This window comes from Pyxidicoccus xibeiensis, assembly GCF_024198175.1.
In the GTDB taxonomy this organism is placed as follows: domain Bacteria; phylum Myxococcota; class Myxococcia; order Myxococcales; family Myxococcaceae; genus Myxococcus; species Myxococcus xibeiensis.
This window is the reverse complement of the sequence record NZ_JAJVKV010000002.1, coordinates 105,200-132,190: the sequence shown is the minus strand read 5'-3', so window position 1 is coordinate 132,190 and position 26,991 is coordinate 105,200. Positions and strand designations below refer to the sequence as shown.

Sequence of the window (26,991 nt, the reverse complement as noted above, 5' to 3'; positions counted from 1 at the left end):
ACCATCGGTCGGATTGAAGTCCGGGCGACGACGCCGGCACCGGCCGCGCCGCAGAGACAGGCCCCCCGGTCCACACCCGCCATGTCCCTGGAGGCGTATCTCAAGCGGCGAGGAGGGGGTGCTTCGTGAGCAACCATCTCGCCATCGCCACCGTCACCTCGGCGCTCCGGCACCTGCTGCTCAAGGGCCTCCAGAGCGCGCCCTGGGGCTTCGAGTACGAGGTGGGCGTCACGTTCAACTCGCCCGAGTTCGCGCGTCCTCAGGCGATGGACAGCATCGACCAGCTCAACCTCTTCCTCTACCAGGCCGTCCCCAACGCCGCCTGGCGCAACGAGGCCCTCCCCAGTCAGGTGAAGCGCGGGGAGCAGGGCTTTCCGCCGCTGGCGCTCGACCTCTACTACCTCCTCACCGTCTACACCCCGAATGACGACGGGCTCGAGGCGCACCGGCTCCTCGGCCGCGCGCTCAGCGTGCTGCACGACCACACCATCCTCAGCGCCAGCGAGCTCCAGGCCGCGCTGCCCCACTCCGACGTGCACGAGCAGGTGGAGCGCATCCGCCTGACGCCCCACGTCCCCTCGGTGGAGGAGATGTCGAAGCTCTGGAGCATGTTCCAGAAGCCATACCGGCTGTCGATGGCGTGGCAGGCATCCGTCGTGCTCATCGACAGCACCCGGCCCGCGCGCGCCGCGCTGCCCGTGCTCACCCGGGGCACGGCCAACACGGGCATCACCGTCCAGCCGGACCTCACGCCCGTCACTCCGGGACTGGAGTCGCTCTCCTTCCCGCACCAGCAGCCGGGCCCGCGCCTGGGTGACGTCATCTCCATCACCGGCCACCGGCTCACGGACGGGCCGGCGCGCGTCGCCCTCACCCACAGCCGGTGGAGCGGCCCGCAGTACTTCACTCCGGGCCCGGTCTCCGCCCGCTCCGCCTCCTTCACCCTGCCCGCGGACGCCTCGGCCCAGGCCAGCCTGCCCGCAGGCGTCTACACCCTGGCGCTCGCCCTCACCCGCCAGCCCGGTGAGTCCGAGTACGTCACCAACGCGCTCCCGTTCATGCTCGCGCCCGTCCTCCAGTCCATCTCCCCCACGCAGGGGAGCCCGAATGGTGACGGCATCCTCCCGCTGACGGCGACGGTGTCACCCCAGGTCCGTCCGGACCAGCGCGTGTCCCTCATCGTCGGAGACAGGGAGTTCAAGGCCGAAGCGCTCGCGGTGCAGGGCTCCACGCTGTCCTTCACGCTCAAGGGCCTCACCCCCGGGAAGTACCGGCTGCGGCTGCGCGTGGACGGCGTGGACAGCCTCGTCGTCGACCGCGCCTCCACGCCCCCGAAGTTCGTCGGGCCCGAGCTGGAGGTGACATGAGCCTCGGCGAGGGCACCTGGCATCAGGAGAACCAGCGCTACCTCGTGGCGGCGCTCGGGCGGCTGCGCGCCTGGCTCGAGCAGCGCCTGGAGGCGGGCGCCGAGGGTGCGTCGGGCACCGGGGAGGCCCCGCCGGTCGAGCTGTCCTCCGAGGACTCCGCCCCCGGCTTCGTCTCCAGCCTGGACCAGGTCACCCAGGTCTTCGGGCTGTCGCCCTTCGAGCGGGCCGTGCTGCTGCTGTGCGCGGGCGTGGAGCTCGACGGAGGCTTCGCCGCCCTGCTCGCGCGGGTCCAGGGAGAGGCCCGGAAGACGCTGCCCACCTTCGGCCTGGCCCTCGCGATGCTGCCAGGGGGCCACTGGAGCGCCCTCGGGCCCAGCGCGCCCCTGCGGCGCTGGCGGCTCGTGGAGACGGGTGACGCGGACAGCCTGGTCCAGGCCCCGCTCCGCATCGACGAGCGCATCCTGCACCACCTCGTGGGCATCCAGGAGCGGGAGCCGCGACTCGAAGGGCTCGTCGAGCCCCTCGTCGGGGACAGCGAGGTGGTGCCCTCGCAGCAGCCCCTCGTCACGCGGCTCGCGGACCTGTGGACGCCTCCCGCCCAGGCCCTGCCCGTGCTGTGCGGCGGAGACCGCATCCAGCGGCGCAGCATTGCCATGGAAGCGGCGCGGCACCTGGGCATGGCCATCCACCGGCTGCGGCCCTCGGGCCTGCCGTCGGCGGCCCAGGACACCACCGCGCTCCAGCGGCTGTGGGAGCGGGAGTCCCTGCTGCTCAACAGCGCCCTGGTGCTGGAGTGGCCGGAGGGTGAGTCGCCGGAGCTGCAGCGCGCGGCCACGAGCCTGGCGGAGACGCTCCGCTGCCACCTGGTCATCAGCGGCTCCGACGCGCCGTCGCTTCCCGGACGCGCCAGCCTGCGCCTCCAGGTCTCCGCGCCCAAAGCCGACGAGAGCCGCCTGCTCTTCCAGCAGCACCTGGGCACCGCGGCCACCGGGCTCGACGCCCGCATCGACGAGCTCACGGCCCAGTTCCACCTGGGCCCCCTCGCCCTGCGCTCCGCCTGCGCGGAGGCCCTGGCCACGACGGGCCCCGAGCTGCCGCTGGACGAGGCCCTCTGGGCCGCCTGCCGGAGCCAGTCCCGGCCGCGCCTGGATGACCTCGCGCAGCGCATCGACTCCGCGGCGGGCTGGGAGGAGCTCGTCCTGCCGCCGCAACAGCTCCTGCTCCTGCGCGAGCTGGCGACCCAGGTCCGCCACCGCGCGCACGTCCACGACACGTGGGGCTTCGCCGAGCGCGGCCACCGCGGCCTGGGCATCAGCGCCCTCTTCTCCGGGCCCAGCGGCACCGGCAAGACGATGGCCGCCGAGGTGCTCTCCGCCGAGCTGGGGCTCGACCTGTACCGCATCGACCTGAGCCAGGTGGTGAGCAAGTACATCGGCGAGACGGAGAAGAACCTGCGCCGCATCTTCGACGCCGCGGACGAGGGCGGCGTCATCCTCCTCTTCGATGAGGCGGACGCCCTGTTCGGCAAGCGCAGCGAGGTGCGCGACAGCCATGACCGGTACGCCAACCTGGAGGTGAGCTACCTGCTCCAGCGCATGGAGGCGTACCGCGGGCTCGCCATCCTCACCACGAACTTCAAGAGCGCGCTGGACGTGGCCTTCATGCGCCGCCTGCGCTTCGTCGTGCAGTTCCCCTTCCCGGACGCCGAGCAGCGGCAGGAGCTGTGGCGGCGCGTCTTCCCCAAGCGCACCCCGCTCAACGGCCTGGACTACCCGCGCCTGGCCCGGGTGAACATGGCCGGCGGCAACATCCGCAACATCGCCCTCAACGCCGCCTTCATCGCCGCGGCCGAGGGCAGCCCGGTGGGCATGGGCCACCTGCTCCGTGCCACCCGCATGGAGTACGCCAAGCTGGAGAAACCCCTGACGGACGCGGAGGTGGCGGGATGGACGTGAAGCCCCAGGACATCGAGATCCACATCGAGGAGCTGGTGCTGCACGGCGTCGACGTCGCGGACCGCCACGCGGTGGCCGAGGCGCTCCAGCGCGAGCTCCAGACGCTGGTGGCCAGCGAGGGACTCCAGACGCTGCTCGCGAGCCCGGAGCGCTTCGAGCGCTACAGCCCCGCCCCGATCACCGTGACGCCCGGAATGAAGTCCGAGCAGCTGGGCACGCAGCTCGCGCGGACGCTGCATGGAGGCTGGAAATGACGCCCCGCTCGCCACGGATGCTCAAGGGCGCCCTCGTCAGCGTCGACACGTTCAACGCGCTCGCGGGCTCCATCATCTTCCAATACAACCCGGACACCCTGTCGCGGACCCTCCAGATGCAGGGCGCCGGGGAGAATGCCTCGCGCTCGGAGGCGCTGCGCCTGCGCGGGGCGCCCGTGGAGACCATCAAGCTGGACGTGGAGCTGGACGCCACCGACCAGCTGGAGGGCGACGACCCGGTGGCGACGGCCACGGGCATCCACCCCCAGCTCGCGTCGCTGGAGATGATGCTCTACCCCAAGAGCGCGCTCGTCATCGCCAACACCGTCCTCATGGCGACGGGGAGCCTGGAGATAGTCCCGCCCATGGCGCCGCTCACCCTCTTCATCTGGGGCGCCAAGCGCGTGCTGCCGGTGCGGGTGTCCGACTTCACCGTCACCGAAGAGGCCTACGACAACGACCTCAATCCCCTGCGGGCCCGCGTGTCCCTGTCGCTGCGGGTGCTGAGCTACAACGACTTGTCCATCACCCACCCCGGCTACGCCCTCTTCCTGACGCACCAGGTGGTCAAGGAGACCCTGGCCACCGTCGGGGCGGGCAGCAGCGTGGCGGCAGCGATGGGTGGCAACGTCAAACTCTTCTGAGGTGGACCATGCTGGAGCTGAAGAGCCGCTACCACAACCTGGAGACCGCGACGTACACGAGTCCGTCGGGGCGGACCATCGCCTACAAGCGGCGCCGCTTCATCGCGCAGCCGTCGGAGCTGCTCACGCTGAGCGAGGTGCTGCCGGTGGAGGGCGAGCGGCTGGACCTGCTCGCCGCCCGCACGCTCGGGGACCCCGAGCAGTACTGGCGCATCTGCGACGCCAACCACGCCCTGAGCCCCTTCGAGCTGGAGCGCACGCCGGAGCAGCTCGTGCGCATCCCCATGCCGCGCCCCTGAGCGTCGAGGAGCCACCGTGCTGGGGACGCACCTGACCGTGATGATGGGGCCCACCGTGGCCGCGCCCGTGCCGCCGTTCGTCCTGGAGGCGCTGGAGAGCGCCGAGGTCGAGCACGGCGACGAGGGACGCTCGGGCTTCCAGCTCACCTTCCAGGTGGGACGCACCGGACAGGGCGATGCCCTGGAGACGGCCCTGCTCGCCAGCTCCCTCGTCAAGCCCTTCAACCGCGTCGTGCTCGTGATGACGGTGAACCTGATGCCCTCCGTCCTCATGGACGGCGTCATCACCAACATCCAGTTTTCGCCCAGCGACCAGCCCGGCGAGTCGCGCCTCACGCTGACGGGCGAGGACCTCAGCGTGCTGATGGACCTGGAGGACAAGCGGGTGGAGCACCCCGCCCAGGACGAAACGCTCATCGCCTTCAAGCTGATCGGGAGCTACGCCCACCACGGCCTCATCCCGCTCGTCACCCCGCCGCTGGTCATCGACCCGCCGCTGCCCATCGAGCGGACTCCCGTGCAGACGGAGACGGACCTGGCCTTCCTGCAGCGGCTCGCGGCGCGGCACGGCTACGTCTTCTACCTGAGCCCCGGCCCCGCCCCGATGACGAGCGTCGCCTGGTGGGGCCCGCCCAAGCGGTTCGACGTACCGCAGCCGGCGCTGTCGGTGAACATGGGCATGGCCACCAACGTGTCCTCCATCCAGTTCCAGTACAACGCGCTCGCGCAGAGCACGTACTCGGGCCAGGTGCGGGACAGGCAGCTCCACCAGACGCTCCCCTTCCAGACCTTCGCCCCCCTGCGCCTGCCGCCCATGGCGGCGCTGCCCGCGGTGGTGGCGCAGTTCCCCCACGTCCGGCAGCAGCGGATGGAGGATGTCGCGGGGCTCACCTATACCCAGGCGCTCGCGCGCGCGCAGGGGCGCACGGATGCTTCCGCGGACCAGGTGCTGACGGCGACGGGAGAGCTGGACGTCACGCGCTACGGCACGCTGCTCCAGCCGCGCGGCGTGGTGGGCGTGCGCGGCGCCGGCTACCTCCACGACGGCCTCTACTACGTCAAGCGGGTCTCCCACTCCATCAAGCGAGGGGACTACACGCAGCGCTTCACGCTGACGCGCGAAGGCTACGGCTCCACGACTCCGGTGGTCAGACCATGAATCGCTACTTCGGGAAGTTCCGTGGCCGCATCGTCAACAACGTGGACCCGCTGATGCTGGGGCGCGTCCAGGTGGGCGTGCCGGCGGTGCTGGGCGACGGGACGCTGAGCTGGGCCATGCCCTGCACGCCCTTCGCGGGCCCGCAGGTGGGGATGTTCGCCCTGCCTCCCGTCGGCGCCAACGTCTGGGTGGAGTTCGAGGGCGGCGACCCGGACTACCCCATCTGGACCGGCTGCTTCTGGGGCACGGGCGAGGTGCCCGCGCAGCCCGCCATCGAAGCGATGAAGGTCTTCAAGACGAACGGCGTCACCCTCACGGTGAACGAGCTGCCGGGCGCCGGCGGCGTCACCCTGGAGGTGATGCCTCCGGTGGTGGCGACGCCGCTCAAAATCGTCCTCGGCCCTTCGGGCATCGAGATCTCCAACGGCGCCGCGAAGATTGCGCTGACGCCCGCGAGCGTGAGCATCAACGACGGCGCGCTGGAGGTGGTCTGATGCCCGGCTTCCTGCTCCACATGGGCGCCACGGTGATGTGCGCGCACGCCGGCCAGGCCCAGCCCGCGGTCACCAACCCGCGCGTGCGGGTGTCCGGCCAGCCCACCGTCGTCCAGTCCAACATGTACACGGTGAGCGCCTGCCCCTTCACCACCCCTGGCGGCCCGATGCCGTGCATCACCGCGCAGTGGACGGTGGCCGCCACGCGGGTGCGCTCCGGAGGCCAGCCGCTGCTGCTGCAGGACAGCCAGGCCATCTGTACGCCCAACGGCACTCCGCTGATGGTCACCGTCACGCAGGTGCGGGCCAGGGGGATGTGATGACGAACTTCGGCTTTCCCTTCCGCCTCGATGGCCGCGGCCGCACCGCCACCGCCGACACGGACGACCACATCAAGCAGCTCATCGAGCAGCTCCTCTTCACGTCCCCGGGCGAGCGCATCAACCGCCCCGCCTTCGGCACCGCCGTGCGGCAGATGGTCTTCTCGCCCCTGAGCGACGAGATTGCCTCCGCCACGCAGTTCATGATCCAGGGCGCGCTGCAGCAGTGGCTGGGGGACGTCATCCAGGTGAACGCGGTGGACGTGCGGGCCGTGGACTCGGTGCTCCAGGTGACGGTGCAGTACGTCGTCCGGCGCACCCAGCAGCGGCAGGTCACGCAGATCACCCGCGAGGTCTGACATGGCTCCCTCCAACGCCAGCGCGAGCGAGACCCGCCGCAACCAGGTCCGCGCCAGCCAGCAGCCCCTCAACGGCATCGACTACGTGGAGGTGCTCCCCTCCATCACCCCGGACGACCCGGGGGCGTACCTGCTCGTCTACATGCTGAAGCCGGATGGCCTCGGCAGCATGGAGCCCGGCCTGGTGGCCATCCGGGGCGGGGCCCGCCTCACCTCCATCCCCGTCCAGTGGACGGTGGTGGCCAGCGCGCTGCTGCCCCAGCTGGGAGTTCCCCGGGCCTGGCTCCGGTTCGGCTGGAGCCAGGTCCATGCGAACGCACTCGCGGCGTACCTCCAGCGCAGGGACCAGTACGACCCGGCGGCCCCGAATGCCTCCCCCGTGCCCGCACGAGTGCTGGTCGTCCGGACCTGGTCTCGCGGAGACCTGTCCACGTACAACCTCACCCTCACCTCGCCGCCCGGCGTCCTCCTCGACCGGCAGCTGCAGGGGCTGGACTTCTCCTTCCAGGTGCTGGAGAGCGAGTTCGACTGCGGCCCCGCCGCCCCCACGGTGCGCGCCGTGGCGGAGGAGCCGGAGATCGACTACCTGGCGAAGGACTACGCCAGCTTTCGCCGGCTGATGTTGGACAGGCTGTCCACGCTGCTGCCGGACTGGAAGGAGCGCAACCCGGCCGACCTGGGCGTCACCCTGGTGGAGACGCTGGCCGCCGCTGGCGACTACCTCAGCTACTACCAGGACGCCGTCGCCACCGAGGCCTACCTGGGCACGGCCCGGCAGCGCATCTCCGTCCGCCGGCATGCGCGCCTGCTCGACTTCCTGATGCACGATGGCAGCAACGCGCGCTCCTTCGTCGTGCTGGAGGTGGGCTCCGGCGCGGGGGACCCGCCCCTCTACCTGTCGCACGGGCCGGACGTGGTGGTGCAGCTGCTCACCGCCGTGGAGACGCTGCCGGTGGCCGCGCGCGAGGACCAGCTCGACCTGCGGCTGTACTCACGCGCGGAGGTGTTCGAGCCGCTGCACGACGCGCTGCTGCGCAAGGAGCGCAACCTCATCCCCTTCTACACCTGGGGCGAGCCGACGGCCCGCCTCGAGAAGGGCGCCACGCACGCCACCCTGCGCAACAAGGACGGCCACCTGCCGGACGGCGGCGTGAAGCTCTCCGTGGGGGAGCTGCTGCTGCTGGAGGAGGTCCGCGGCCCCGCGCGCGGTGACGAGGGCGAGGCCCGCCCGGAGCGCCGCCAGGTCGTGCGGCTCACGTCGGTGACGTACACGACGGACCCGCTCTTCGACGAGGCCACCGGCCTGCCCTACACCGAGGCCACGCCCAACCCGCACCCGCTCCAGGTGGTGGAGGTGGGCTGGTCGGACGCGGACGCGCTGGGCTTCGACCTGTGCCTGGGCACCGTGCCCGCGCGCGACGGCACCGAGCCGCTGCCCCTGTGCGTGGCGCGGGGCAACGTGGTCGTCGTCGACCACGGGCGCACCGTGCTGCCGCGAGAAGAGCTGGAGGTGGGCCCCCGCGTGGAGCTGTCCCCGCCCCGCCTGCGGCAGGCCCCGCTGACGCAGCAGGGCCGCGTCCGAAACCGGCGCGGCGTGCTGGTGCCGCTGGACCCGGACGCCCCCGCCTCCCATGCGCTCCAGTGGGAGCTGCGCAACGTCCAGCCCGCGGTGCTGCTGTCGGAGCAGCGCGCCGGGCTGCCCGGCGGTGGCAGCGGCGTCCAGGAGACGTGGTACCCGCGCCGGGACTTGCTCGGCAGCGACCGCTTCGCCTCGGAGTTCGTGGTGGAGGTGGACGACCAGGAGCGCGCGTCGCTGCGCTTCGGTGACGACCTCAAGGGACGGCGGCCGCTGAGCGGCACCCGCTTCGCCGCCCACTACCGCGTGGGCAACGGCAGCCGCGGCAACGTCAGCGCCGAGGCGCTGCGCCACGTCGTGTTCACCCCGCTCACCAGCGCCGGGCTCGCCAGCGTGGCGACGCACGTCGACGCGACGAAGGGCATCCTCCGGGTCCGCAACCCGCTGCCCGCGGTAGGCGGCCGCGAGCCGCAGACGACGGACGAGGTGCGCCTGCTGGCCCCCACCGCCTTCCGCACCCAGGAGCGGGCCGTCACGGAGGCGGACTACGCGGCCGTCGCCGAGCGCCACCCAGAGGTGCAGAAGGCCGCCGCCGTCTTCCGGTGGACGGGCAGCTGGCACACCGTCTTCGTCTTCGTGGACCGCGTGGGCGGCCTGCCCGTGGACGAGGAGTTCCGGGGACGCCTGGGCGCGTTCCTGGAGCGCTACCGGATGACCCGGCACGACGTGCACATCGAGAGCCCGCGCTATGTCCCGCTGGACATCGCCTTCACCGTGCACGTGGCCAGCGACTACCTGCGCAGCACCGTGCGCAAGGCGCTGCTGGAGGCCTTCAGCAACACCGTGCTGAATGACGGCACGCGCGGCTTCTTCCACCCGGACCGGTGGAGCTTCGGCCAGGCCGTCCTCCTCAGCCAGCTCATCGCCACCGCCATGGCGGTGCCCGGGGTGAGCTGGGTGGACTTCACCGACAACAGCGGCGAGTCCCCACCGCCCGGCCGCCTGCGGCGCTTCCACCGCTGGGGCGTGCCCCAGGCCGGCGAGCTGTCGCAGGGGCTGATTCCCATCGGTCCGCTCGAGATTGCCCGCCTGGACAACGACGCGGGCCGCCCGGAGAACGGCCGCCTCGAGTTCTACATGGAGGGAGGACTGTAACGTGGCCACCTCATCCCCCACCGACTGCGTCGACTGCGGCTGCGCCAGCGAGCCCACGGAAGCCGCGCCCCTCCACAACCCGCCCGAGCGCTCGCAGCTCAGCTACCGCGTGGGCACGCACGACGTCTTCCTGCGGCGCATGCTGGAGCGGCTGCCCTGGCAGACGCTGCCGGACGGCCCGCACGGCGGCACCCGCCCGCTGGCCGGGCTCGCCACGCACAGCGAGAGAGACCCCACGGTGGCGCTGCTCGACGCCTTCTCCATGGTGGCGGACGTCCTCACCTTCTACCAGGAGCGCATCGCCAACGAGGGCTTCCTGCGCACCGCCACGGAGCCGCGCTCCGTGCGGGAGCTGGCGCGCGCGCTGGGCCATGAGCTGAGCCCCGGCCTGGCCGCGGCCACGTGGCTGGCCTTCACCGTGGAGGAGGCCGCCGGCGCGCCCGAGCAGGTGCTGGTGGAGCCCGGCGTGCGGGTGCTGAGCATCCCCGGACAGAACGAGCGGCCGCAGACATTCGAGACCACCGAGCGCCTCGTGGCCCGCCGGCGGCTGAACCAGCTGCTGCCCATCACCTCCGTGCCCGAGGAGGTCCAGCTCGGCTCCCAGACGCTGTGGCTGGACGGCGTGCAGACGAACCTCTCCTCCGGAGACACCCTGCTGCTGCTGGGCAGCGCGCGGGAGACGGACGAGGACAGCGACGCCTGGGAGATGCGCACCGTGGCCACCGTCACCCCGGACGCGGTGGCGCAGCGCACGCTCGTCACCTTCACGCCCTCCGACGCGTCTCCGGGAGGCGGCTCCAGCCAGTCGCCCGGCAGCGGGACGAAGGTCTTCGCGATGCGCCACCGGGCGGCGGTGTTCGGCCACAACGCGCCCGACTGGTTCACCATGCCGCAGGAGGTGCAGCAGCGCTACCGGACCGCCTACGCGCCCCCCAACGCGCCCGCCAACCTGACCGAGTGGCCCGCCTTCGGCGTGGCGCTCACCGGCGACGGCTTCCTCAACCTGGATGCCCTCTACCCGCGCATCCTGCCCCGGACGTGGATGCTGCTCGTCTTGGGCGCCACGGTGCAGCTGTGCTGGGTGCAGTCCGTCAAGGCCTCCAGCTACACCAACTTCGCGCTCACCGCGCGGTGCACCGCCGTCGAGCTGTCACCGCATGTGGGCTCGGAGGACGCGGCGACCATCGACGATGCCCTCAAGGGCGCCCGGCGGAGCATCATCGCGCTGGGCCAGGGTGAGCCGCTCGCGCCCGGCAGGCGCCCCCTCGTCAACGCGACGTGGGGCACCCACCTGCTCGCGCCCTTCCCCGACGTGCGCGCCAGCGGCGGCGAGGGGGCGCTGGACGAGGCGGACAAGGTCAGCCTGGACCGGGTGGTGACCGAGCTGACCGCGGGCCGCGTCCTGGCCATCAGCGGGAAGCGGCTGCGCGCCCGGGTGATGCTGGAGGACGGCCTGTCGCTCACCGCCGCCAGCGGCGTGCGGGCCGCCTACGCGAAGGACGAGGTCCTCTTCGTCCTCACCCGTCCCACCACCGGCGACAGCGGCGGCGAGGGCGAGACGCGGGTGTGGCACCTGCTCGACGCCGGAGGCTTCGAGGGCCAGGTGGAGCTGCAACCCGGCGCCCTGCGCCTGGAGCCCGCCGAGCCGGGCGACCCGACTGTCTCCGAGCTCGTGCGGCTCAAGGGCGTCAACCAGACGCTCACCCGCACCCAGCTCGTCTTCACGGAGCCGCTGAAGTACTGGTACGACCGGGCCACCACCGTGTTGCAGGGCAACGTCGCCGTCGCCACCCATGGAGAGACGGCGCGCGAGGTGCTCGGCAGCGGTGACGGCAGCCAGCCCAACCAGCGCTTCACGCTCAAGCGCTCGCCGCTGACGTGGGTGTCCGCGGCCACGCCCACCGGCCGGCGCAACACGCTGGAGGTCCGCGTGGACGGCGTGGCGTGGCGCGAGGTGGAGTCCTTCCACGACCACGGGCCCCGCGACCGGGTGTACCTCACCCAGCGGGACGACCAGGGGCGGACGACTGTCATCTTCGGTGACGGCATCCACGGCGCGCGCCTGCCCACGGGCGAGGAGAACGTCGTCGCCACGTATCGCAGCGGGCTGGGCGCGGAGGGCGCCGTCTCCGCCGGGAAGCTGTCCCTCTTCCAGACGCGCCCCTTCGGCCTGCGCGCCGTCACCAACCCGCTGCCGGCCTCGGGCGCCGAGGCCCCGGACGACGGCGCCCTCGCGCGGCACGACGTGCCGGTCTCCGTGCTGACGCTGGACCGGATTGTCTCGGTGATGGACTACGAGACCTTCGCCCAGTCCTTCGCCGGCATCGGCAAGGCCCGCGCCACCTTCCTGCGGCGGGGCGAGACGCAGCGCCTGCACCTCACCCTGGCGCTGGCGGACGGCACCCCTACCCCCGACGACGCCGTCATCCTGGACGCCCTGCGCAAGGCGCTGGACGACCTCCGGGACACCACCACGCCGGTGGAGCTGGCCGGCTTCGAGCCCACCTGGTTCCGCGTGGCCGCGACGCTGCGCACGTCCGCGGACTACCGCTTCGAGGACGTCGTCGCGGCGGCCCGCGCGGCGCTGACGGACGCCTTCTCCTTCGAGCGACGCGCCTTCGGCCAGGGCGTGTCCGCGGCGGAGGTGGTGGCGCTGCTCCAGGGCGTCCCCGGCGTGGACTTCGTGGACCTGGACGGCCTGGCCCGGGGCGACCCGGGGGACCCGCAGGCTCCCGAGGGCGTGGAGGCGTGGCTGTCCGCCGAGGAGGCGCGGTGGAGCGAGGAGGACACGGTGAACGCCCGGGCCCGGTTCCTCCAGCCGGAGGCGCTGGTCATCCGGCCGGCGCAGCTGCTGCTGCTGGACCCTTCACCGCTCGGGCTCGTGCTGACGAACCGTGACGAGGTGGCCTCATGAGCCTGGACCCGGACCTGCTGTATTCCTGGCTGCCCGCGCACGTCCGCATCCGGGACCGAGAGGAGGGCGAGCCCCTCCGGGCGCTGATGGCCGTCGCGGAGGAGCTCGCCAGCGAGCTCCACGACGACGTGGGCCGCCTGTACCGCAACTGGTTCATCGAGACGAGCCAGGAGTGGGTGGTGCCCTACGTGGGCGACCTCGTCGGCATCGCCCGGCTGCGCGCGATGAACCCGACGGCGTACACGCTGCGCGCCTACGTGGCCAACGCCATTGCCCTGCGCCGGCGCAAGGGCACGCCGGCCGCCATGGAGCAGGTGGCGCAAGACCTGACGGGCTGGCACGCCAGCGTGCTGGAGATGTTCCAGCAGGTCTCCACCACGCAGCACATCAAGCACCCGCGCCCGGGCTCGGTGCGCACGCCGTCGCTGCGCAACGCGAACGAGATGGACCGCCTGTACGGCCCCTTCGAGCGCGCCAGCCACACGCTGGACGTGCGCGGCCTCAACCGCGCCCCGGAGCCCGGCCTCCAGGAGGCCGTGAGCCCGCCGACGGAGCCCGTCAAGGTGCTCACCCAGAGAGATCGCGGGCGCTACAACCTCCAGACGGTCAGCGTCTTCCTCTGGCGGCTGCGGGCCTGGCCCGTCACCCTGGCCCCCGCGGTGCCGCACGAGGCCCAGGACGGCGAGACGCCGTACAGCTGGTACCACTTCAACCAGCTCGGGCGGGATCTGCCCCTCTTCAACTTCCCGCAGACGAAGCTGGAGGCTGCCAGCCTGGCGCAGGAGCACCACCTGCCGGGGCAGCTGCGCCGCAGCGCGCTCTACCTGGAGCTGGAGGCGCGCCGGCAGGCGGAGGTGGACGGCGTGGACCCGCTGCCCGCCTGGTTCGGGGACCAGCCCCCCTTCCGCATCTACACGCGCGGCCCCAGCGGCGGGCTCAAGGAGTTGTCCCCCTCCGGCATCCTCATCGCCAACCTCGCCCGGTGTGGTGAGCCGGGCTGGCTCCGCCCCCCGGGGCAGCGCACGTACTACCCGGTGTCGGGGGGCACCGTGCAGAAGCCCATCACCGCCCTGGTGGACCCCGAGCTGGGCCGGCTGGTCTTCACGCCCGGCAACGAGCCCGCGGCCAGCGAGCAGGTGCTGGTCAGCTACCACTACGGCTTCAGCAGCGACGTGGGCGGAGGCACCTACGAGCGCCACGCCGAGCTGCCCGACCGCCCCGGCTTCAGCCACTACCCCGTCCACGCGGACGCGGGCCCGGCGGCGGGCCTGCGGGCACGCATCATCCAGTGGCTGGCGGAGACCCCCAACACCCCCGGGGCCGTCATCGAGGTGCTCGACAACGCCATCCACGCGGTGGACCCGGACGAGCTGTCCATCACCGTCCCCGAGGGCAAGCACCTGGAGCTGCGCGCGGCCAACCGGCAGCGCCCCGTCATCTCGCTGAGCGGGGACCTGCACATCACCCTGGAGCGCCACGCGAGCCTGACGCTCAACGGCCTGTGGCTTCACGGCGGCGACGTGGTGGTGTCCGTGGCGCCGGAGGGCCCGACGGCCGTCTCGCTCGTCCACTGCACGCTGGTGCCGGAGACGCCGGGCCACCCCGGCGCGCGGCTGCGCATCGTCGCGGCGGGAGGCGGAGGCGAGGGCGACGCCGCGCCCATGGCCGTGAGCTGCACGGTGCGCCGCAGCATCGTCGGCGGGCTGGAGCTGGGCGGGCTGGGGGCGGACTGCGTGCTGGACTTCGAGGAGAGCATCGCCGACCACCGGGCGGGCACCGCCATCCACCACGGCGGCGCCATGCGGGCCCGCGCGAGCACCGTCCTGGGCAACACCCGCGTGGACGTGCTGGAGCTGGCCAGCGACATGCTCTTCACCGGCACGGTGATGAGCGAGCGGCGGCAGACGGGCTGCGCCCGCTTCTCCTACGCGCCCCCGGACTCCGAGCTGCCGCCCCGCTTCCAGTGCCAGCCGCAGCTGCCCGACGGGACGGACGCGGCCACCCGCGAGGCCATCCTCTACCGACTCAACCCCCGCTTCACGTCCGTGGTGTACGGCCAGCCCGGCTACTGCCAGCTCGCCGCCAACATGCCGGACGAGGTGCTGCGCGGGGCCAGCGACGAGGGGGAGATGGGGGTCTTCCATCACCTCGAACAGTCTCAGCGAGCCCTGAATCTACAGACGGGCCTCAGTGAATATCTCCGCCTGGGCCTCGAGGCCGGGCTCATCTTCGTGACGTGAGGAGCCAGCAATGAAGGGTGACTTTACCCGCTTCACCTTCGACCCGGGCAAGCACTACGACTCCGTGCTGATGCAGCAGGGGCGCGTCCAGACCGATGCGGACTGGAACGAGCAGGTGCAGATTGCCGCGCATCGCAACCGCATCGAGATGCTCGACATCATCGGCAACACCGGCGCGCCGCAGGACCTGAGCGCCGGTGGGCGCGGCGCCTTCCTGGTCTTCTACGCGCCCGACGCGCAGAACGTGAACCAGCTCTTCATCAACCACGGGCGGTACTACGTGGACGGGCTCATGGTGGAGAGCGAGGGGCCCGTCCAGTACGACAGGCAGCCCGGCGCCGCCCTCCCCCCGGCCCAGGGCGCGGGCGCGTACCTGCTCTACCTGGACATCTGGAAGCGCCACGTCACCTCGCTGGAGGACCCCAACATCCGCGAGGTGGCCCTGGCCGGCGCGGACTCGGGCACGCGCAGCCAGCTCGTCTGGCAGGCCCGCGTGGAGCGCATCGGCGACCTGAGCACCAACCTGGCCAACATCAACCCGAGCCAGTACGGCCCGGACTGGCTGCCCACGGGCACCGCGAGCACCGGCGCCATGGACGCGCGGGCCGGCAGCACGCCGCTGGAGAACCAGCTCTACCGCGTGGAGATCCACCGGGGCGGCAACGCCAGCACCGCGTCCTTCAAGTGGTCCCGCGACAACGGCACGGTGGTGGCCCGGGTGACGACGTACTCGCCGCCCGTGCTGGCCTCCGTCACCCGTGACGGCGTCCCCGTGCAGGTGTGGCAGTTCAGCGTCACGGTGGACCAGACGGGGCGCGACAGCTTCAGCAGCTTCCTGCCCGGCCACCGGGTGGAGCTGGGCAACGAGGAGTTCGTCCTCCAGCGCCGGCCCGGCGTCTTCGGGGAAATCACCAGCGTGGTGGGCGACACCCTCAACCTGGAGGTGCCCGCCGACTCGGCGCTGCTGGCGAGCACCGACGCGGACGTGAATCCGCTCGCCGGGACGAACCGCACCGTCCGCCGCTGGGACAACACCTGGAACCCGGACCTGACCGGCAGCACGCTGCTCGACGTGGGCCCGGACTTCACGCAGGGCGACCGGCTCCTCCTGGAGCGCGACATCACGGTCCACTTCGCGACGACGCGCAACGCCCAGACCTGCTTCTACCGGACGGGTGACTACTGGCTCATTCCCGCGCGCACGGTGTCCGGCCTCGAGGGCTGGGCGGTGGGCCAGGAGCAGCCCCCGGCGGGAGAGGAGCACTTCTACGCCCCCCTGGCGCTGGCGAAGTTCCAGGCGAACGGCACCATCTCCAACCCGGTGACGGACCTGCGCGACATCCGCGACGTGTTCCCCACGCTGCGCAGCCTCGTGGGCGGCACGGGCAGCATCGTCCAGGGCACCGGCACGCAGCACGTGCTGCCCAAGTGGCAGTCCACCGGCGGCTCGGTGCTCATCAACTCCAACATCACCGACAATGGCAGCACCATCACCCTGGGCGGCACCGGGCTGACGGTGACGCCCGCCGCCACGCTCAACTCGACGCTGAAGGTCGGCACGGCGCCGGCCGCCGTGGCCATCACCCGGTTCACCTCGGCCGACATCACGGCCATGACGACGCAGGAGCTGGGCGAGACGGTACCCACGTCCCAGGGCGTGAAGGCCCTGGTGAACCAGGCCGTGCCTCCCGGCACGGTGATGGCCTACGCCAGCGAGACGGTCCCCATCGGCTGGCTCGAGTGCAACGGGAGCATGCTCGACGGCGCTCCCGCCAGCCCGCACCGCAACCTCTTCCTCGCCATCGGCAAGGCCTTCGGAGGCGGGAACGGGTCTGCCAACAGCTTCAACATCCCAGACCTCCGTGGCCGCTTCATTCGTGGCTGGGCCCATGGCACCGCGACGGACCCCGACAGGGGCTCACGTTTCAACCTCGCGGTAGGAGGGCTCGCAGGCGACCGCGTCGGCTCCTACCAGAGCGACCAGCTCGGTGCGCACACCCACACCTACCAGACCTCTGGCTCGTCCTCATCCATCAACATCAGCCACATCCACTGGATATCGGCGTACGACTCGTGGCAGCACAGCGCTAACGCGCCTCCGGCCGGTACCAACAGCATCCGGTACGAATCGGGAAGCCGCTACCTCTGGTTCGGCCGGCGAGACTACACCGAGTCCACCCAGTTCAACCACTCCCATACCCTCACCTTTCCCAATCAGAACACCAACTCCACGGGAGGCAATGAGAGCCGGCCGGAGAATGCCTATCTCATGTTCATCATCAAGATCTGAAGTCCGTGCCGCGGAAGCGGCAGCAGGGAGCTCCCGTCGTGTACATCGTTCGTGACAAGACCACCAAGAAGGTCATCCACGTCAATCCCGCCCCGCTCTCCCAGGCACTGGAGGGGCAGGACATCTATTTCCAGTTCGACCCGAAGACGATGGAGGTGGGACGCGGCGACCTGCCGGACGTGCCCTCGCACTTCAACATCGACGCGCAGGGGAACATCGTCCTGTGGACCCTGCAGGAGAAGGTCGCGGCGGGCGTGGTGCAGCTGCCTCCCAACCAGAAGATGGTGGGCGATACCATCGTCGAGAAGACCCTCCCGGAGAAGGTCGCCTCCGGCGTCATCACCCTCAAGCCCGAGGAGAAGCTCGTCGGGGACAAGATTGTCGAGAAGAGCCTCGCGGAGAAGGTGGCCGAGAAGCTCGTCACCCTCAAGCCGACCCAGATACTCGAGGGAGAGAGCATCCGCGAGATGACGCCGGGGGAGCAGGTCGCTGCGGGCCTCATCACACTCGACAAGACAATGAAGGTCGTCGGTGGAGAGATCACCCCCAAGTCCCGCGCCGAGCTCGCCCGGGAGGGCCTCATTCCTCTGGCGCCGGACGAGGGCGTCCAGGGAGACGAGATCGTCAAGCTCACCCCGCGCCAGTTGCTCGACGCGGGGCGCATCACCCTCGCGCAGTACAAGGAAGCCATGGTGCAGCTGCACGCCCAGGCCAACCTGGAGGCGCGCAGGAAGGTGCTCCCCGACCATGAGCTGCTCTATGCGGCCATCGGCGCGCTGCCCGCCGAGCGCGTGACGGAGTACCGGACGACGGTGCAGGGCTTCGTCAGGGCGTTCGACCAGTCGAAGCTCACCATCCTGAAGGCGACCAGTGCCAGCGTCGTGGATGCGGTGCCCGTGTCCTACGGGCCGGACGGTGGCCTGGAGACCTCCGTCGCGGCGACGCGAGCGACCGTCAGGGAGCCGCCCGACGAGTCCCCCAAGCCGACCACCACCGCGCCGGCGCTCACAGCGCCGCGCAAGACCCCCGCCGCAGAGCCACGCACGACGGCAGCCAAGGAGCCCACGAAGCCGAAGAAGAAGTAGGCGGCTACTTGTCCGAGCGGGGCGGCTGCTTGTCCGTCCCCTCTCGCTCCTTGAAGCCCCAGCTGGAGCTCCACATCCCCGGGCCCGTGAAGAGGACGGTGACCAGGGTCATCACCGCGGCGCCGATCAAGATTTCCCAGAACATGCTCAGGCTTCTCCGGTCGCAGACACCGTCGGTCCCGCACCCACGGGCGCACCTAATCTAACGCCCCTTGCCACCCTGGCGCGGACCTTCGCGGAGGGGTGTCCACCTTTCCGCAGCCGGCTGCCATGAGAAACGCGAATGGGCCCCTGCCCGCCCGGCGGCCCGGCGACCACCGGGGCCCCGCCCCGGTGCTACCCTGGCACGCGTCATGATGCCTTTCCTGCCTCGTGGGTACCGCACGGCCCTGCTGCTGGGCGCCGTCCTCTCCGTCCTGGGCTGCCAGGGCCGGGAGACCGCCCCCGAAGACGTCTGCCCCACCGGGGACTGCGAAGCGCCCACCCCCGAGGCCCCCTACGAGCGCCCCCAGGGCAGCCTCCGCGTGGCCGCCTTCAACGTGCGCCGCCTCTTCGACACGGTGTGTGACTCGTCCGCGTGCGGGGGCAGCAACTTCGAGGAGCTGCCCTCCGCCGACGCCCTGGCCGCCCAGGCCGACCGGCTCGCGAAGGCCATCACCCGGCTGGACGCCGACGTGGTGCTGCTCGCGGAGGTGGAGACGCAGGCCGCCCTGGACGCGCTCCACGCGCGGCTGCCCCGGTTCGGCCATGCGGCGCTGGGCGAGACGGGCGCCCCGGGCTCCGTGGACGTGGCCGTCCTGTCCGTCCACCCCATCTCCACCCGCGGGCACCGGGAGCGCGTGCTCCTCCGGCCGGACGGCTCGCCGACGTACTTCTCGCGCGAGCTGCTGGAGGTCCACGTGGCTGCGCCGGACGCGCGGGCCATCCTCTTCGCCGCCCACTTCCGCTCCAAGGTGAACGACGACCCCGGCCGCCGGTATGCCGAGGCGGACGCCGCCCGGGACATCGTCTCCACCGTGGCCCGAGCGCATCCGGACGCCATCGTCGTGCTCGGCGGCGACCTCAACGACGTGCCCGGCTCGCCCCCCATCGACGCCCTGGAGCGCGACGGGCACCTGCTCCGCGTGGCCAGCGACCGGCCGGACAGCGAGACCTGGACGTACTCGTTCTCCGGCAACCTCCAGGCCATCGACCACCTCTACCTCGCCCGCGGCGGCGGCGCGTACGTGCCCGGCTCGTTCAGGGCGGAGCGCGAGCCGCGAGGCGGCTACGGCGGCTCGGACCACGCCGCGGTGTACGCGGACTTCCTGCCAGCGCGCTGAGCAGGGCCCGCCGGGCAGGGCCTGCCGAGCAGGCCCCGCGGCGGCTCAGTTCGTGGCGGGGACGGCCTGGATGTCCAGCTCGATGTCGACCTTCTCGCCGACGAGCCAGCCCCCGTTGTCGAGCGTCTTGTTCCAGCGGATGCCGTAGTCCGAGCGGTTGATGGTGGCCTTGGCCGTGTAGATGAGCCGCGTGTTGCCCCAGGGGTCCTTGGAGGTGGCGGTGTGGCGGGCCTCGAAGACCACGGGCTGGCTCACGTTGCGGATGGTCAGGTCTCCCAGCAGCCGGAAGCCCGAGCCTCCGGTGGGCTCCACCCGCGTGCTGCGGAAGGTGAGCTTCGGGGCATTGTCCGCGTCGAGGAAGTCCGGCGAGCGCAGGTGCGCGTCGCGGTCCGGCGAGCCCGTGTAGATGCTGGCCGTGTCCGCGCTCACCTCCACGTCGCCCTGGCCGGGGTGCTCGGGATTCACGCGGAGGGTGCCGGAGATGCGCTCGAAGCGCCCGTGGACGCGGGCCACCACCATGTGGCGCGCCACGAAGAGGATGGAGGAGTGCGCGGGGTCGATGTTCCAGGTTGCAACGGACATTCGGAGGGCTCAGCGATGAGAGGTCGAGGACAACACGCCAGTGCGAGCACGCAGGCCGTACGGGACGGAAGGGCATCCTAGGAAAACCGTGGCTCCCCGCCAGCAATCGTCCCCGCGGCGAGGGCCCGCAACCGTCACTGGACAACACAGTGCCTACGAGATGCCCCGCTCCTCCTCCGGAGCTGGACGCGCAGTGCGTGTCTCCCCCGTGAGAGGAAGCTCCACGGTGAAGAGGGCGCCGTGGCCGGGCTCGCTCACCACGGAGACGGTGCCGCCATGCGCCTCCACCACCTGCCGGGCAATCCACAGGCCCAGGCCGAAGCCGCCGTACTGGCGCACGGACACCGCGCGCTCGAAGCGCCCGAAGATGCGCTCCCGGTCGTGCGGGGCGATGCCGATGCCCTCGTCCTTCACACAGACGCGCGCCACCCCACCTTCGCGGGAGACGCGCAGCTGGATGGGCCTGCCCGCTCCGTACTTGATGGCGTTCTGCAGCAGGTTGGTCACCACCTGGTCCATCCGCAGCCGGTCGAACTGGCCCACCAGCGGCGACTCCAGGTGCAGTGAGAGCGTGGAGCCGGCCGCGGTCGCCTCCTCGCGCAGCCGCGCCGCCGCGTCCTCCGCCAGCGCGGCCAGGTCCACCTCGTCCCGCGTGAGCACCAGCCGCCCGGAGGTGAGCTGCGACACGTCCAGCAGGTTCTCCACCAGCACGGACAGCCGGCTCACCTGCCTGCCCGCGGAGAGGATGCGGTCTCCCACGTGCGTGCGGGCCTCGGGGCTGAGGTTGCGCTCGATGAGCTCCAGCTGCAGCCGGAAGGCCGTCAGCGGCGTCTTCAGCTCGTGGCTGGCCACGGAGAGGAAGTCGTCGCGCGCGCGGACGGCCTCGCGCAGGTGCGCCTCCGTCATCTCGTGGCGCGTCACCTCCCCGCGCATCCACGACAGCTCCAGCGCCGAGCGCGTGCGGGCCACCAGCTCGCGCGCGGAGAAGGGCTTCACGAGGTAGTCGTCCGCGCCGGCCTCCAGGCCCTCCACGCTCGCCTCCTCGCCCGCGCGCGCGGAGAGCATGATGACCGGCAGCGTCCGCGTGCGCGGCGCCTCGCGCAGCGCCTTGAGCAGCCCGAAGCCGCCCAGCCGCGGCATCATCACGTCCGTCAGCACCAGGTCGAAGGGGCCGCGCCGGGCCAGCACCTCCAGCGCCGCCTCGCCGTCCTCGGCGGTGACCACGTCGAACACCGTGCCGAGCACGCGCGAGAGGTACTCGCGCATGTCCGCGTTGTCGTCCACCGCGAGGACCCGCCCCCGCCGCCCGTCCGCCTTCGCGCCCTGCTCGCGACGGGGCCCGTCGCCAGGGGGGCCCGACGTCCCGGGCGAGGCGCTCCCCTCCCCCCGGTCCGGGAGCCAGCGCAGTGCCTCGTCGAGGAACGCGCCGACCCCGGCCGCCGTCGACGCCTGGCTGCGCGGGGCGTGGAGCCGCGCGTCGGGCAGGTGGGCGCTGCCCAGGGGCAGCGTCACCGTGAAGGACGTGCCCCGCCCCTCCGCGCTGTCCACGCGCACGTCGCCGCCGTGCAGCCGCACCAGGTCCCGCACCAGCGACAGGCCGATGCCGCTGCCCTCGTGGGTGCGGCTGCGCGCGCCCTTCACGCGGAAGAAGCGGTCGAACAGGTGCGGCAGGTCGCCAGCGGGAATGCCCGTGCCCGTGTCCTCCACCGTCAGCATCCCCTGGCCGCCCTCCTCGCGCAGGCGCAGGGTGATGGCGCCCTCGAAGGTGAACTTGAGCGCGTTGGAGAGGAGGTTGAGGACGATCTTCTCCCACATCTCCCGGTCCACGAACGTGGGGCCGGTCAGGGGAGGACAGTCCACCGTCAGCACCAGCCCGGCGCGCTCCACGGCGGAGCGGAAGCCGCTGGCCAGGTCCGCCGTGAAGGACGCCAGGTCCGTGGGCTCGAAGCTGGCCTCGGCGCGGCCCGCCTCCAGCCGCGAGAAGTCCAGCAGCGTGTTGACGAGCCGCAGCAGCCGCACCGAGTTGCGGTGGACGAGCTCCAGCTCGCGGCGCTCCGCTTCGCCCAGGCGCCGCGAGGCAAGCAGCTCCTCCAGCGGCCCCAGCATCAGCGTGAGCGGCGTGCGGAACTCGTGGGACACGTTGCTGAAGAAGGCCGTCTTCGCCCGGTCCAGCTCGGCCAGCGCCTCGGCGCGCTGCCGCTCCTCCTCGTGGGCCCGCGCATTGCGCAGCGCCACAGAGACCTGGCCGGCCAGCAGCTCGAAGAAGGAGCGGTAGCCGTCATCGAGCGCGCGGTTGGGGCTCAGCCCCAGCACCAGGACGCCTGGCGGCGCCGAGTGCCCCGCCGCCTCCAGCGGCAGCACCAGCGCCGAGCGCACCGTGTCCCCCCACGGGCCGCCGGGGAGCGCGATGTGGCGCTCGACCTCGTCCACCCGGACGACCTCACCGGCCGCGGCCCTCGCGAGCGGCCATACCGCGTCCGCCCCGTCCGTCAGCTCCACGGTGCGTGGACACGCGGGGCCGCCCTCGGAAATCCCCAGGGCGCCGCCCAGCGTGAGGCGCTGGCCATCCGCGGAGCGCAGGTAGAGCAGCGCGAACGGGATGTCCAGCGGGTCCGCGGCCATGGCGCGGACCACGTCCTGGCACGTGCGCTCCACGCCGCGCGTCGCGCCCTCACGGGTGGAGACCTCGCTCAGCAGCCGCAGGCGCCGCTCGCTGAGCACCTGCTGGGTCACCTCGCTGCACACGGCGAGCATGCCCACCACCGCCCCCGAGTCGTCCTCGGCGGGCGCGTGGGACACATCGAAGTAGGCCTCCTCGCGGTAGCCCGAGCGCTCCAGCAGGAGGAGCAGCGCGGGCAGCCAGCTGGCGACGCCCGTCTCCATGACCTGCCGGATGACCGGCCCCAGCGTGTCCCAGGCCTCGGCCAGCGTGACGCGGATGTCGATGCCGAGCGCGGCCGGGTGCTTGGTCCCGATGAGCCGGGAGTAGGCGTCGTTGTAGAACTGGGTGAGCTCCGGCCCCCAGGTGAGAATCATGGGGAAGCGCGACGCCAGCATCGTCTTGACGACGACCTTGAGGCTCCGGGGCCAGGAGGCAGTGGGGCCCATGGGCGTGGAGGCCCAGTCCCTCGTGCGCATGAGCTCGCGCAGCTCGCTGGGGCCACCCAGGGCATCCAGCCAGGCTTCCCGCGAAGGGGCCATGGCCTCGTCCTGTCGACTGCCCTGTCTGGCCCGCTCGTCCATCGTGTCCGGTCTCCTCCGACCCTGGTCGTGATTCCAAAGCCCCACCCCGCCTGGACCTGCACGTGCCCCACAACCGCGAGGGCAGATGCGTAACCAGGGCTCGATGAAGCCGCCGTCCCACGGGGCGCTCGAAGCGGCGCTCCCACCCGTCGGCGTGGAAGACCTGTCATGTGCCCGACGCACTGCACTGTCCACAGGATTCCACCCCGAAGGGAGGCAGACAGGCGGGCCCCGGCTCCTCGCACCGCCCGTCCGGGGACGGAGGGGCCCACGGTGCAAGGGGGGCGGGCCGCCGGGCGCTCTCAGGATGAAGCCATGCCGGGCTTCAGGGTGACGTCCGGAGGCTCCTTCATGAACCCGTGAGGCCGTGACATGCGCGTCAGGCATCCGCTCCGTGAGGCCGTGACATGCGCGTCAGGCTTCGCGGGCCCGGGAGCGCCCCGAGTCCCTCGCGGCCCTGCGTCCCTCGCGGAGTGCGTCACATGGCATGTGGCTTGCCAGCGAGGAGCGTCGAGAGGGGGCGCGTCCGATGAGCCGGCCCGGGTCCATGGACCTGGGGGCTCCTCCGCCGCCATCCGGGCCGGAGAGCAGGGACGGAGTCGCAGGTGCCGGAGACGTCGTACGAGCCACGGCCGCTGGAGCGGTGGCTGGAGCGCTGGTTCACACCGCTGTTGTTGTCAGGACTGCTCGTCAACCTGAGCGGCCTGTGGGTCACCGTCGCGGAGCCCGATGCGGCGCTCTACGCCACGATTGCCCGGCGCATGGCGGAGACGGGCAACTTCGTGGAGCTCGTCCTCGCCGGGCGCGACTGGCTGGACAAGCCCCACTTCCCCTTCTGGGTGACGGCCCTCTCCTTCCGGCTCTTCGGCGTGGGAACGCTCAGCTACAAGCTCCCGGCCGTCTGTTTCTGGGGCCTGTCGCTCGTCTACACGTACCTCTTCGCCAGGCACCTCTACTCCCGCACGGTGGCACGGCTGGCGGTGCTCCTGCTGGTCTCCGCGTACCACCTGGTGCTCTCCAACAACGACGTGCGCGCGGAGCCCTACCTCACGGCGCTGCTCGTCGGCGGCCTCTATCACCTCGTGCGCGCCCACGAGCGCCCGTACAGCCCGCACCTGGTCTGGGGCGCGCTGCTCACCGCCTGCGCGGTGATGACCAAGGGGCCCTTCGTGCTGCTCGCGCCCTGTGGAGCGCTCGTGCTGCACTGGCTGGCGCACCGGCAATGGCGTGAGCTGCTCCGCCCGCGCTGGTGGCTCGCCCTGCTCCTGGTCGCGGTGTTCATCCTCCCGGAGCTGTACTGTCTCTACGTGCAGTTCGACCTCCATCCGGAGAAGGAGGTCTTCGGACGTACCGGTGTCTCCGGGCTGCGCTTCTTCTTCTGGGACAGTCAGTTCGGCCGCTTCTTCAACACCGGCCCCATCCGGGGGAAGGGAGACCCCTTCTTCTTCCTCCACACGCTGCTGTGGGCCTTCCTGCCCTGGTCGCTGCTCCTCTACGCCGCGTGCCTCTCGCGGCTGCGGAGCTGGTGGCGCCAGGGGCTGGCGGGCCAGGAGCTGTTCACCTGGGGCGCCGCCGGAGTCCTCCTGGGGGTGTTCTCGCTGTCGGGCTTCCAGCTCCCGCACTACACGAACATCCTCTTCCCCTTCTTCAGCATCATCCTCGCCGCGTGGCTGGACGCGCGGGGGGACGCGCCTTCACGGGTCCTCGCCTGGACGCAGAGCGGCGTCTCGGTGGGCATGGTGGTGCTGATGGCCGCCGCGCTCTGGGTGTTCCACTCGCCCCTGTTGCTCTGGGCCGGACTCGGGCTGGCGGCGGCCACGGGGCTGGTGTTCGCCGGCTTCCGGGGCGAGGCCGTGGGCAGCACTCTCGGCAGGAGCTTCGGCGTGGCGCTCGCCTTCTGCGCCACCCTCAACCTGGGCTTCCTGCCGGAGCTGGTGCGCTACCAGGCCGGGAGCCACGCGGCCGAGCTGCTCAACCACCAGCCGGCCCGGCCGACGGGAGTCCACGCGGTCTCCGGTTACGCCTTCCAGCTCTATGCCCGAACGCGGGTGGAGCACTGGGACCTGGAGGCGCTGAAGGAGGTGACGCGCGCCGGCCCCGTCCACCTCTACCTGCCGGAGGAGCGCGTGCCGGCGCTCGAGGAGGCGGGGCTGTCCGTGCGCAGGCTGGGGACGTTCGAGGACTTCCGCATCACCCGGCCGACGCGGGCGTTCCTCGACCCCGCCACCCGGAAGGGCACGCTGCGGCCCATGCTGCTCGCGGAGGTGGCGACGCGCTAGGCCGCGAGGAAGCCGCCGTCCACCGGCAGCGGCACCCCCGTGACGTAGCCCGCGCCCGCCGAGCACAGCCACAGCGCGGCGCCCGCCACCTCCTCCTCGGTGGCCATCCGGCCCATCGGATGCTGCGCGACGAGGCCCTGGACGAGTTCGGGGACATGGACTTCCGCCTGCTGCATGCCGGGGGTGCGGGTGACGCCCGCGCACAGGGCATTCACTCGAATCCCCCGCTGCGCATACTCCAGCGCCACCGAGCGCGTCATGCCGACCACCGCGTGTTTCGACGCCACGTAGGCATGGTGCGCGGCCCTGCCGGCGAGACCGAAGACGGAGCTCACGTTGACGATGGAGCCCCCTCCCGAGGCGAGCATCGCCGGGATTTCGTAGCGCATCGCCAGCCACACGCCCCGGGCGTTGACGGCCATCACGTCGTCCCAGACCGCCTGGCTCGCCTGCTCGAGCGGCGCCATGTCGCCGCCATGGCCCGAGCTGTTCACCGCGAAGTCGAGCCGGCCGAACCCCTTCACCGTCGCCTCGACGGCGCGCGCGACGGCGGCCTCGTCCCGCACGTCGGCCTGGACGAACAGGACGCGTGCGCCCTCGGCCTCCAGCGAGGCGCGGGCCTTCTGGCCGGCCTCCTCGCCCCGGGCGGCGATGGCGACCGCCGCTCCCGCCCGCGCGAAGCCGCGCGCCGTGGTGAGGCCGATGCCTGAGGTGCCCCCGATGACGAGGGCCACCCGTCCGGAGAAGTCGTGGTGGGTCATGCGCGTTTCCTTTCGGGAGTGCCCAGGCCGCCCCGGATGAAGAGGACCGCCTGGTGTGCCAGGGCGCGACGGCGCCTGGAGTTGAGCCGCTTTCGCAGGGCATCCGAGGCGAGCACCTCGTGGAGCTCCGCCCCGAGCTCCTGGAGCACCAGGTCCGTCAGCCCGGGGCCGATGACCGTGGCGACCAGGCGCGTGGCGACATCCAGGTCCGGTGCGTGGAGGGCACCGCTCGCGGCCCCCTCCTCCAGCACGGCGCGCAGCTCCACCAGGCCGGCCTCGCAGATGGCCTTGTACAGGCCACGCACCTCCACGAGGGCGGTGGGAGCGGCGGCCGCCGCGGACAGGCGGGCCAGGTGCGGGTGCTCGACGAGGAACGCCATGCCCCGCTCGATGAAGGTCTCCAGGCGCTCCCAGAAGTCGCCCCCGGCGCTCGCGGCGGCGCCCACGAACTCACGCTTGCGGCGCGGCGCCTCCTCCGTGAGCAGCCAGCGGTACAGGTCGAGCTTGTCCTCGAAGTACTGGTACATGCTGCCCTTCGGGATGCGCGCACGGCGCGCAATCTGGGACAGCGAGGCCTCGGTGTAGCTCCGGTCCGCGAACTCGGAGATGGCCTCGTGCACGAGCCGGGCCCTGCGCTCGTCGGGCAGTCGGAAGAAGGTGTCCTTGGGCATGTGACCGCCCGGTCATATGACC

Annotated in this window: 21 protein-coding genes; 16 read left to right on the top strand and 5 right to left on the bottom strand. The window is 71.7% G+C overall.

The annotated features are described in order from the left end of the window. The first annotated feature begins 125 nt into the window (after window positions 1–125). The 14 genes from LXT23_RS50080 to LXT23_RS08630 are packed head-to-tail and all read left to right on the top strand — an operon-like array spanning window position 126 to window position 18,111. Entirely contained in the window at window positions 126–1,367 is a 1,242-nt protein-coding gene (locus LXT23_RS50080; protein WP_323378843.1) for a DUF4255 domain-containing protein, read from the top strand. Continuing rightward, window positions 1,364–3,322 carry an ATP-binding protein gene (locus LXT23_RS08690; RefSeq protein WP_253979644.1) on the top strand — a complete coding sequence of 653 codons (1,959 nt, stop codon included), beginning with the start codon at window positions 1,364–1,366 and terminating at the stop codon, window positions 3,320–3,322. Before LXT23_RS50080 ends, LXT23_RS08690 begins: the two co-directional genes overlap by 4 nt. Further along, window positions 3,313–3,576 (top strand): hypothetical protein, encoded by a 264-nt coding sequence (locus LXT23_RS08685; protein WP_253979643.1) that lies wholly within the window; start codon window positions 3,313–3,315, stop codon window positions 3,574–3,576. Before LXT23_RS08690 ends, LXT23_RS08685 begins: the two co-directional genes overlap by 10 nt. After that, the gene (locus LXT23_RS08680; RefSeq protein WP_253979642.1) at window positions 3,573–4,220 is read left to right on the top strand and encodes a hypothetical protein; all 648 of its coding nucleotides are present in this window, start codon (window positions 3,573–3,575) and stop codon (window positions 4,218–4,220) included. The genes LXT23_RS08685 and LXT23_RS08680 overlap by 4 nt, the downstream gene beginning before the upstream one ends. 8 nt (window positions 4,221–4,228) lie before the next feature. Beyond that, on the top strand, window positions 4,229–4,519 hold the full coding sequence (locus tag LXT23_RS08675; RefSeq protein ID WP_253979641.1) for a LysM domain-containing protein: 291 nt from the start codon (window positions 4,229–4,231) through the stop codon (window positions 4,517–4,519). 16 nt (window positions 4,520–4,535) lie between these two features. After that, window positions 4,536–5,678 (top strand): hypothetical protein, encoded by a 1,143-nt coding sequence (locus LXT23_RS08670; protein ID WP_253979640.1) that lies wholly within the window; start codon window positions 4,536–4,538, stop codon window positions 5,676–5,678. Continuing rightward, the gene (locus tag LXT23_RS08665; RefSeq protein ID WP_253979639.1) at window positions 5,675–6,172 is read left to right on the top strand and encodes a phage baseplate assembly protein V; all 498 of its coding nucleotides are present in this window, start codon (window positions 5,675–5,677) and stop codon (window positions 6,170–6,172) included. Before LXT23_RS08670 ends, LXT23_RS08665 begins: the two co-directional genes overlap by 4 nt. Further along, complete coding sequence (locus tag LXT23_RS08660) at window positions 6,172–6,492, top strand: DUF4280 domain-containing protein (RefSeq protein WP_253979638.1); 321 nt, start codon at window positions 6,172–6,174, stop codon at window positions 6,490–6,492. The genes LXT23_RS08665 and LXT23_RS08660 overlap by 1 nt, the downstream gene beginning before the upstream one ends. Beyond that, entirely contained in the window at window positions 6,492–6,851 is a 360-nt protein-coding gene (locus LXT23_RS08655) for a GPW/gp25 family protein (protein WP_253979637.1), read from the top strand. The genes LXT23_RS08660 and LXT23_RS08655 overlap by 1 nt, the downstream gene beginning before the upstream one ends. A 1-nt stretch (window position 6,852) precedes the next feature. Beyond that, window positions 6,853–9,582, top strand: coding sequence for a putative baseplate assembly protein (locus LXT23_RS08650; protein ID WP_253979636.1), 2,730 nt, complete (start codon window positions 6,853–6,855; stop codon window positions 9,580–9,582). A 1-nt stretch (window position 9,583) separates the two neighbouring features. Beyond that, window positions 9,584–12,496: a putative baseplate assembly protein gene (locus LXT23_RS50330; protein ID WP_253979635.1), complete on the top strand. Its 2,913-nt coding sequence runs from the start codon at window positions 9,584–9,586 to the stop codon at window positions 12,494–12,496. Continuing rightward, on the top strand, window positions 12,493–14,736 hold the full coding sequence (locus LXT23_RS08640; protein ID WP_253979634.1) for a phage tail protein: 2,244 nt from the start codon (window positions 12,493–12,495) through the stop codon (window positions 14,734–14,736). Before LXT23_RS50330 ends, LXT23_RS08640 begins: the two co-directional genes overlap by 4 nt. Before the next feature lie 10 nt (window positions 14,737–14,746). Beyond that, a complete protein-coding gene (locus tag LXT23_RS08635; protein WP_253979633.1) occupies window positions 14,747–17,026 on the top strand; it encodes a DUF6519 domain-containing protein in 2,280 nt (759 codons plus the stop codon). 38 nt (window positions 17,027–17,064) lie between these two features. Beyond that, entirely contained in the window at window positions 17,065–18,111 is a 1,047-nt protein-coding gene (locus tag LXT23_RS08630) for a hypothetical protein (protein WP_253979632.1), read from the top strand. 4 nt (window positions 18,112–18,115) lie between these two features. Here the strand turns inward: LXT23_RS08630 and LXT23_RS08625 are convergent, their stop codons facing one another. Beyond that, window positions 18,116–18,256, bottom strand: a complete 141-nt coding sequence (locus LXT23_RS08625; protein WP_253979631.1) for a hypothetical protein — start codon at window positions 18,254–18,256, stop codon at window positions 18,116–18,118. Window positions 18,257–18,464: 208 nt separating this feature from the next. Between LXT23_RS08625 and LXT23_RS08620 the strand changes: the two genes are divergently transcribed. After that, complete coding sequence (locus LXT23_RS08620) at window positions 18,465–19,433, top strand: endonuclease/exonuclease/phosphatase family protein (RefSeq protein ID WP_253979630.1); 969 nt, start codon at window positions 18,465–18,467, stop codon at window positions 19,431–19,433. A 45-nt stretch (window positions 19,434–19,478) separates the two neighbouring features. On the opposite strand, the gene LXT23_RS08615 is transcribed toward LXT23_RS08620, so the two are convergent. Continuing rightward, window positions 19,479–20,015 carry a YceI family protein gene (locus LXT23_RS08615; RefSeq protein ID WP_253979629.1) on the bottom strand — a complete coding sequence of 179 codons (537 nt, stop codon included), beginning with the start codon at window positions 20,013–20,015 and terminating at the stop codon, window positions 19,479–19,481. A 153-nt stretch (window positions 20,016–20,168) separates the two neighbouring features. Further along, complete coding sequence (locus tag LXT23_RS08610) at window positions 20,169–23,216, bottom strand: ATP-binding protein (RefSeq protein ID WP_253979628.1); 3,048 nt, start codon at window positions 23,214–23,216, stop codon at window positions 20,169–20,171. Between the two features lie 647 nt (window positions 23,217–23,863). On the opposite strand from LXT23_RS08610, the gene LXT23_RS08605 reads away from it, so the two are divergent. Further along, window positions 23,864–25,537: an ArnT family glycosyltransferase gene (locus LXT23_RS08605; RefSeq protein ID WP_253979627.1), complete on the top strand. Its 1,674-nt coding sequence runs from the start codon at window positions 23,864–23,866 to the stop codon at window positions 25,535–25,537. Here the strand turns inward: LXT23_RS08605 and LXT23_RS08600 are convergent. Beyond that, a complete protein-coding gene (locus LXT23_RS08600) occupies window positions 25,534–26,298 on the bottom strand; it encodes an SDR family NAD(P)-dependent oxidoreductase (protein WP_253979626.1) in 765 nt (254 codons plus the stop codon). The two genes, LXT23_RS08605 and LXT23_RS08600, sit on opposite strands and share 4 nt — an antisense overlap. Then, window positions 26,295–26,969, bottom strand: coding sequence for a TetR/AcrR family transcriptional regulator (locus LXT23_RS08595; protein ID WP_253979625.1), 675 nt, complete (start codon window positions 26,967–26,969; stop codon window positions 26,295–26,297). Before LXT23_RS08595 ends, LXT23_RS08600 begins: the two co-directional genes overlap by 4 nt. Window positions 26,970–26,991 lie beyond the last annotated feature (22 nt).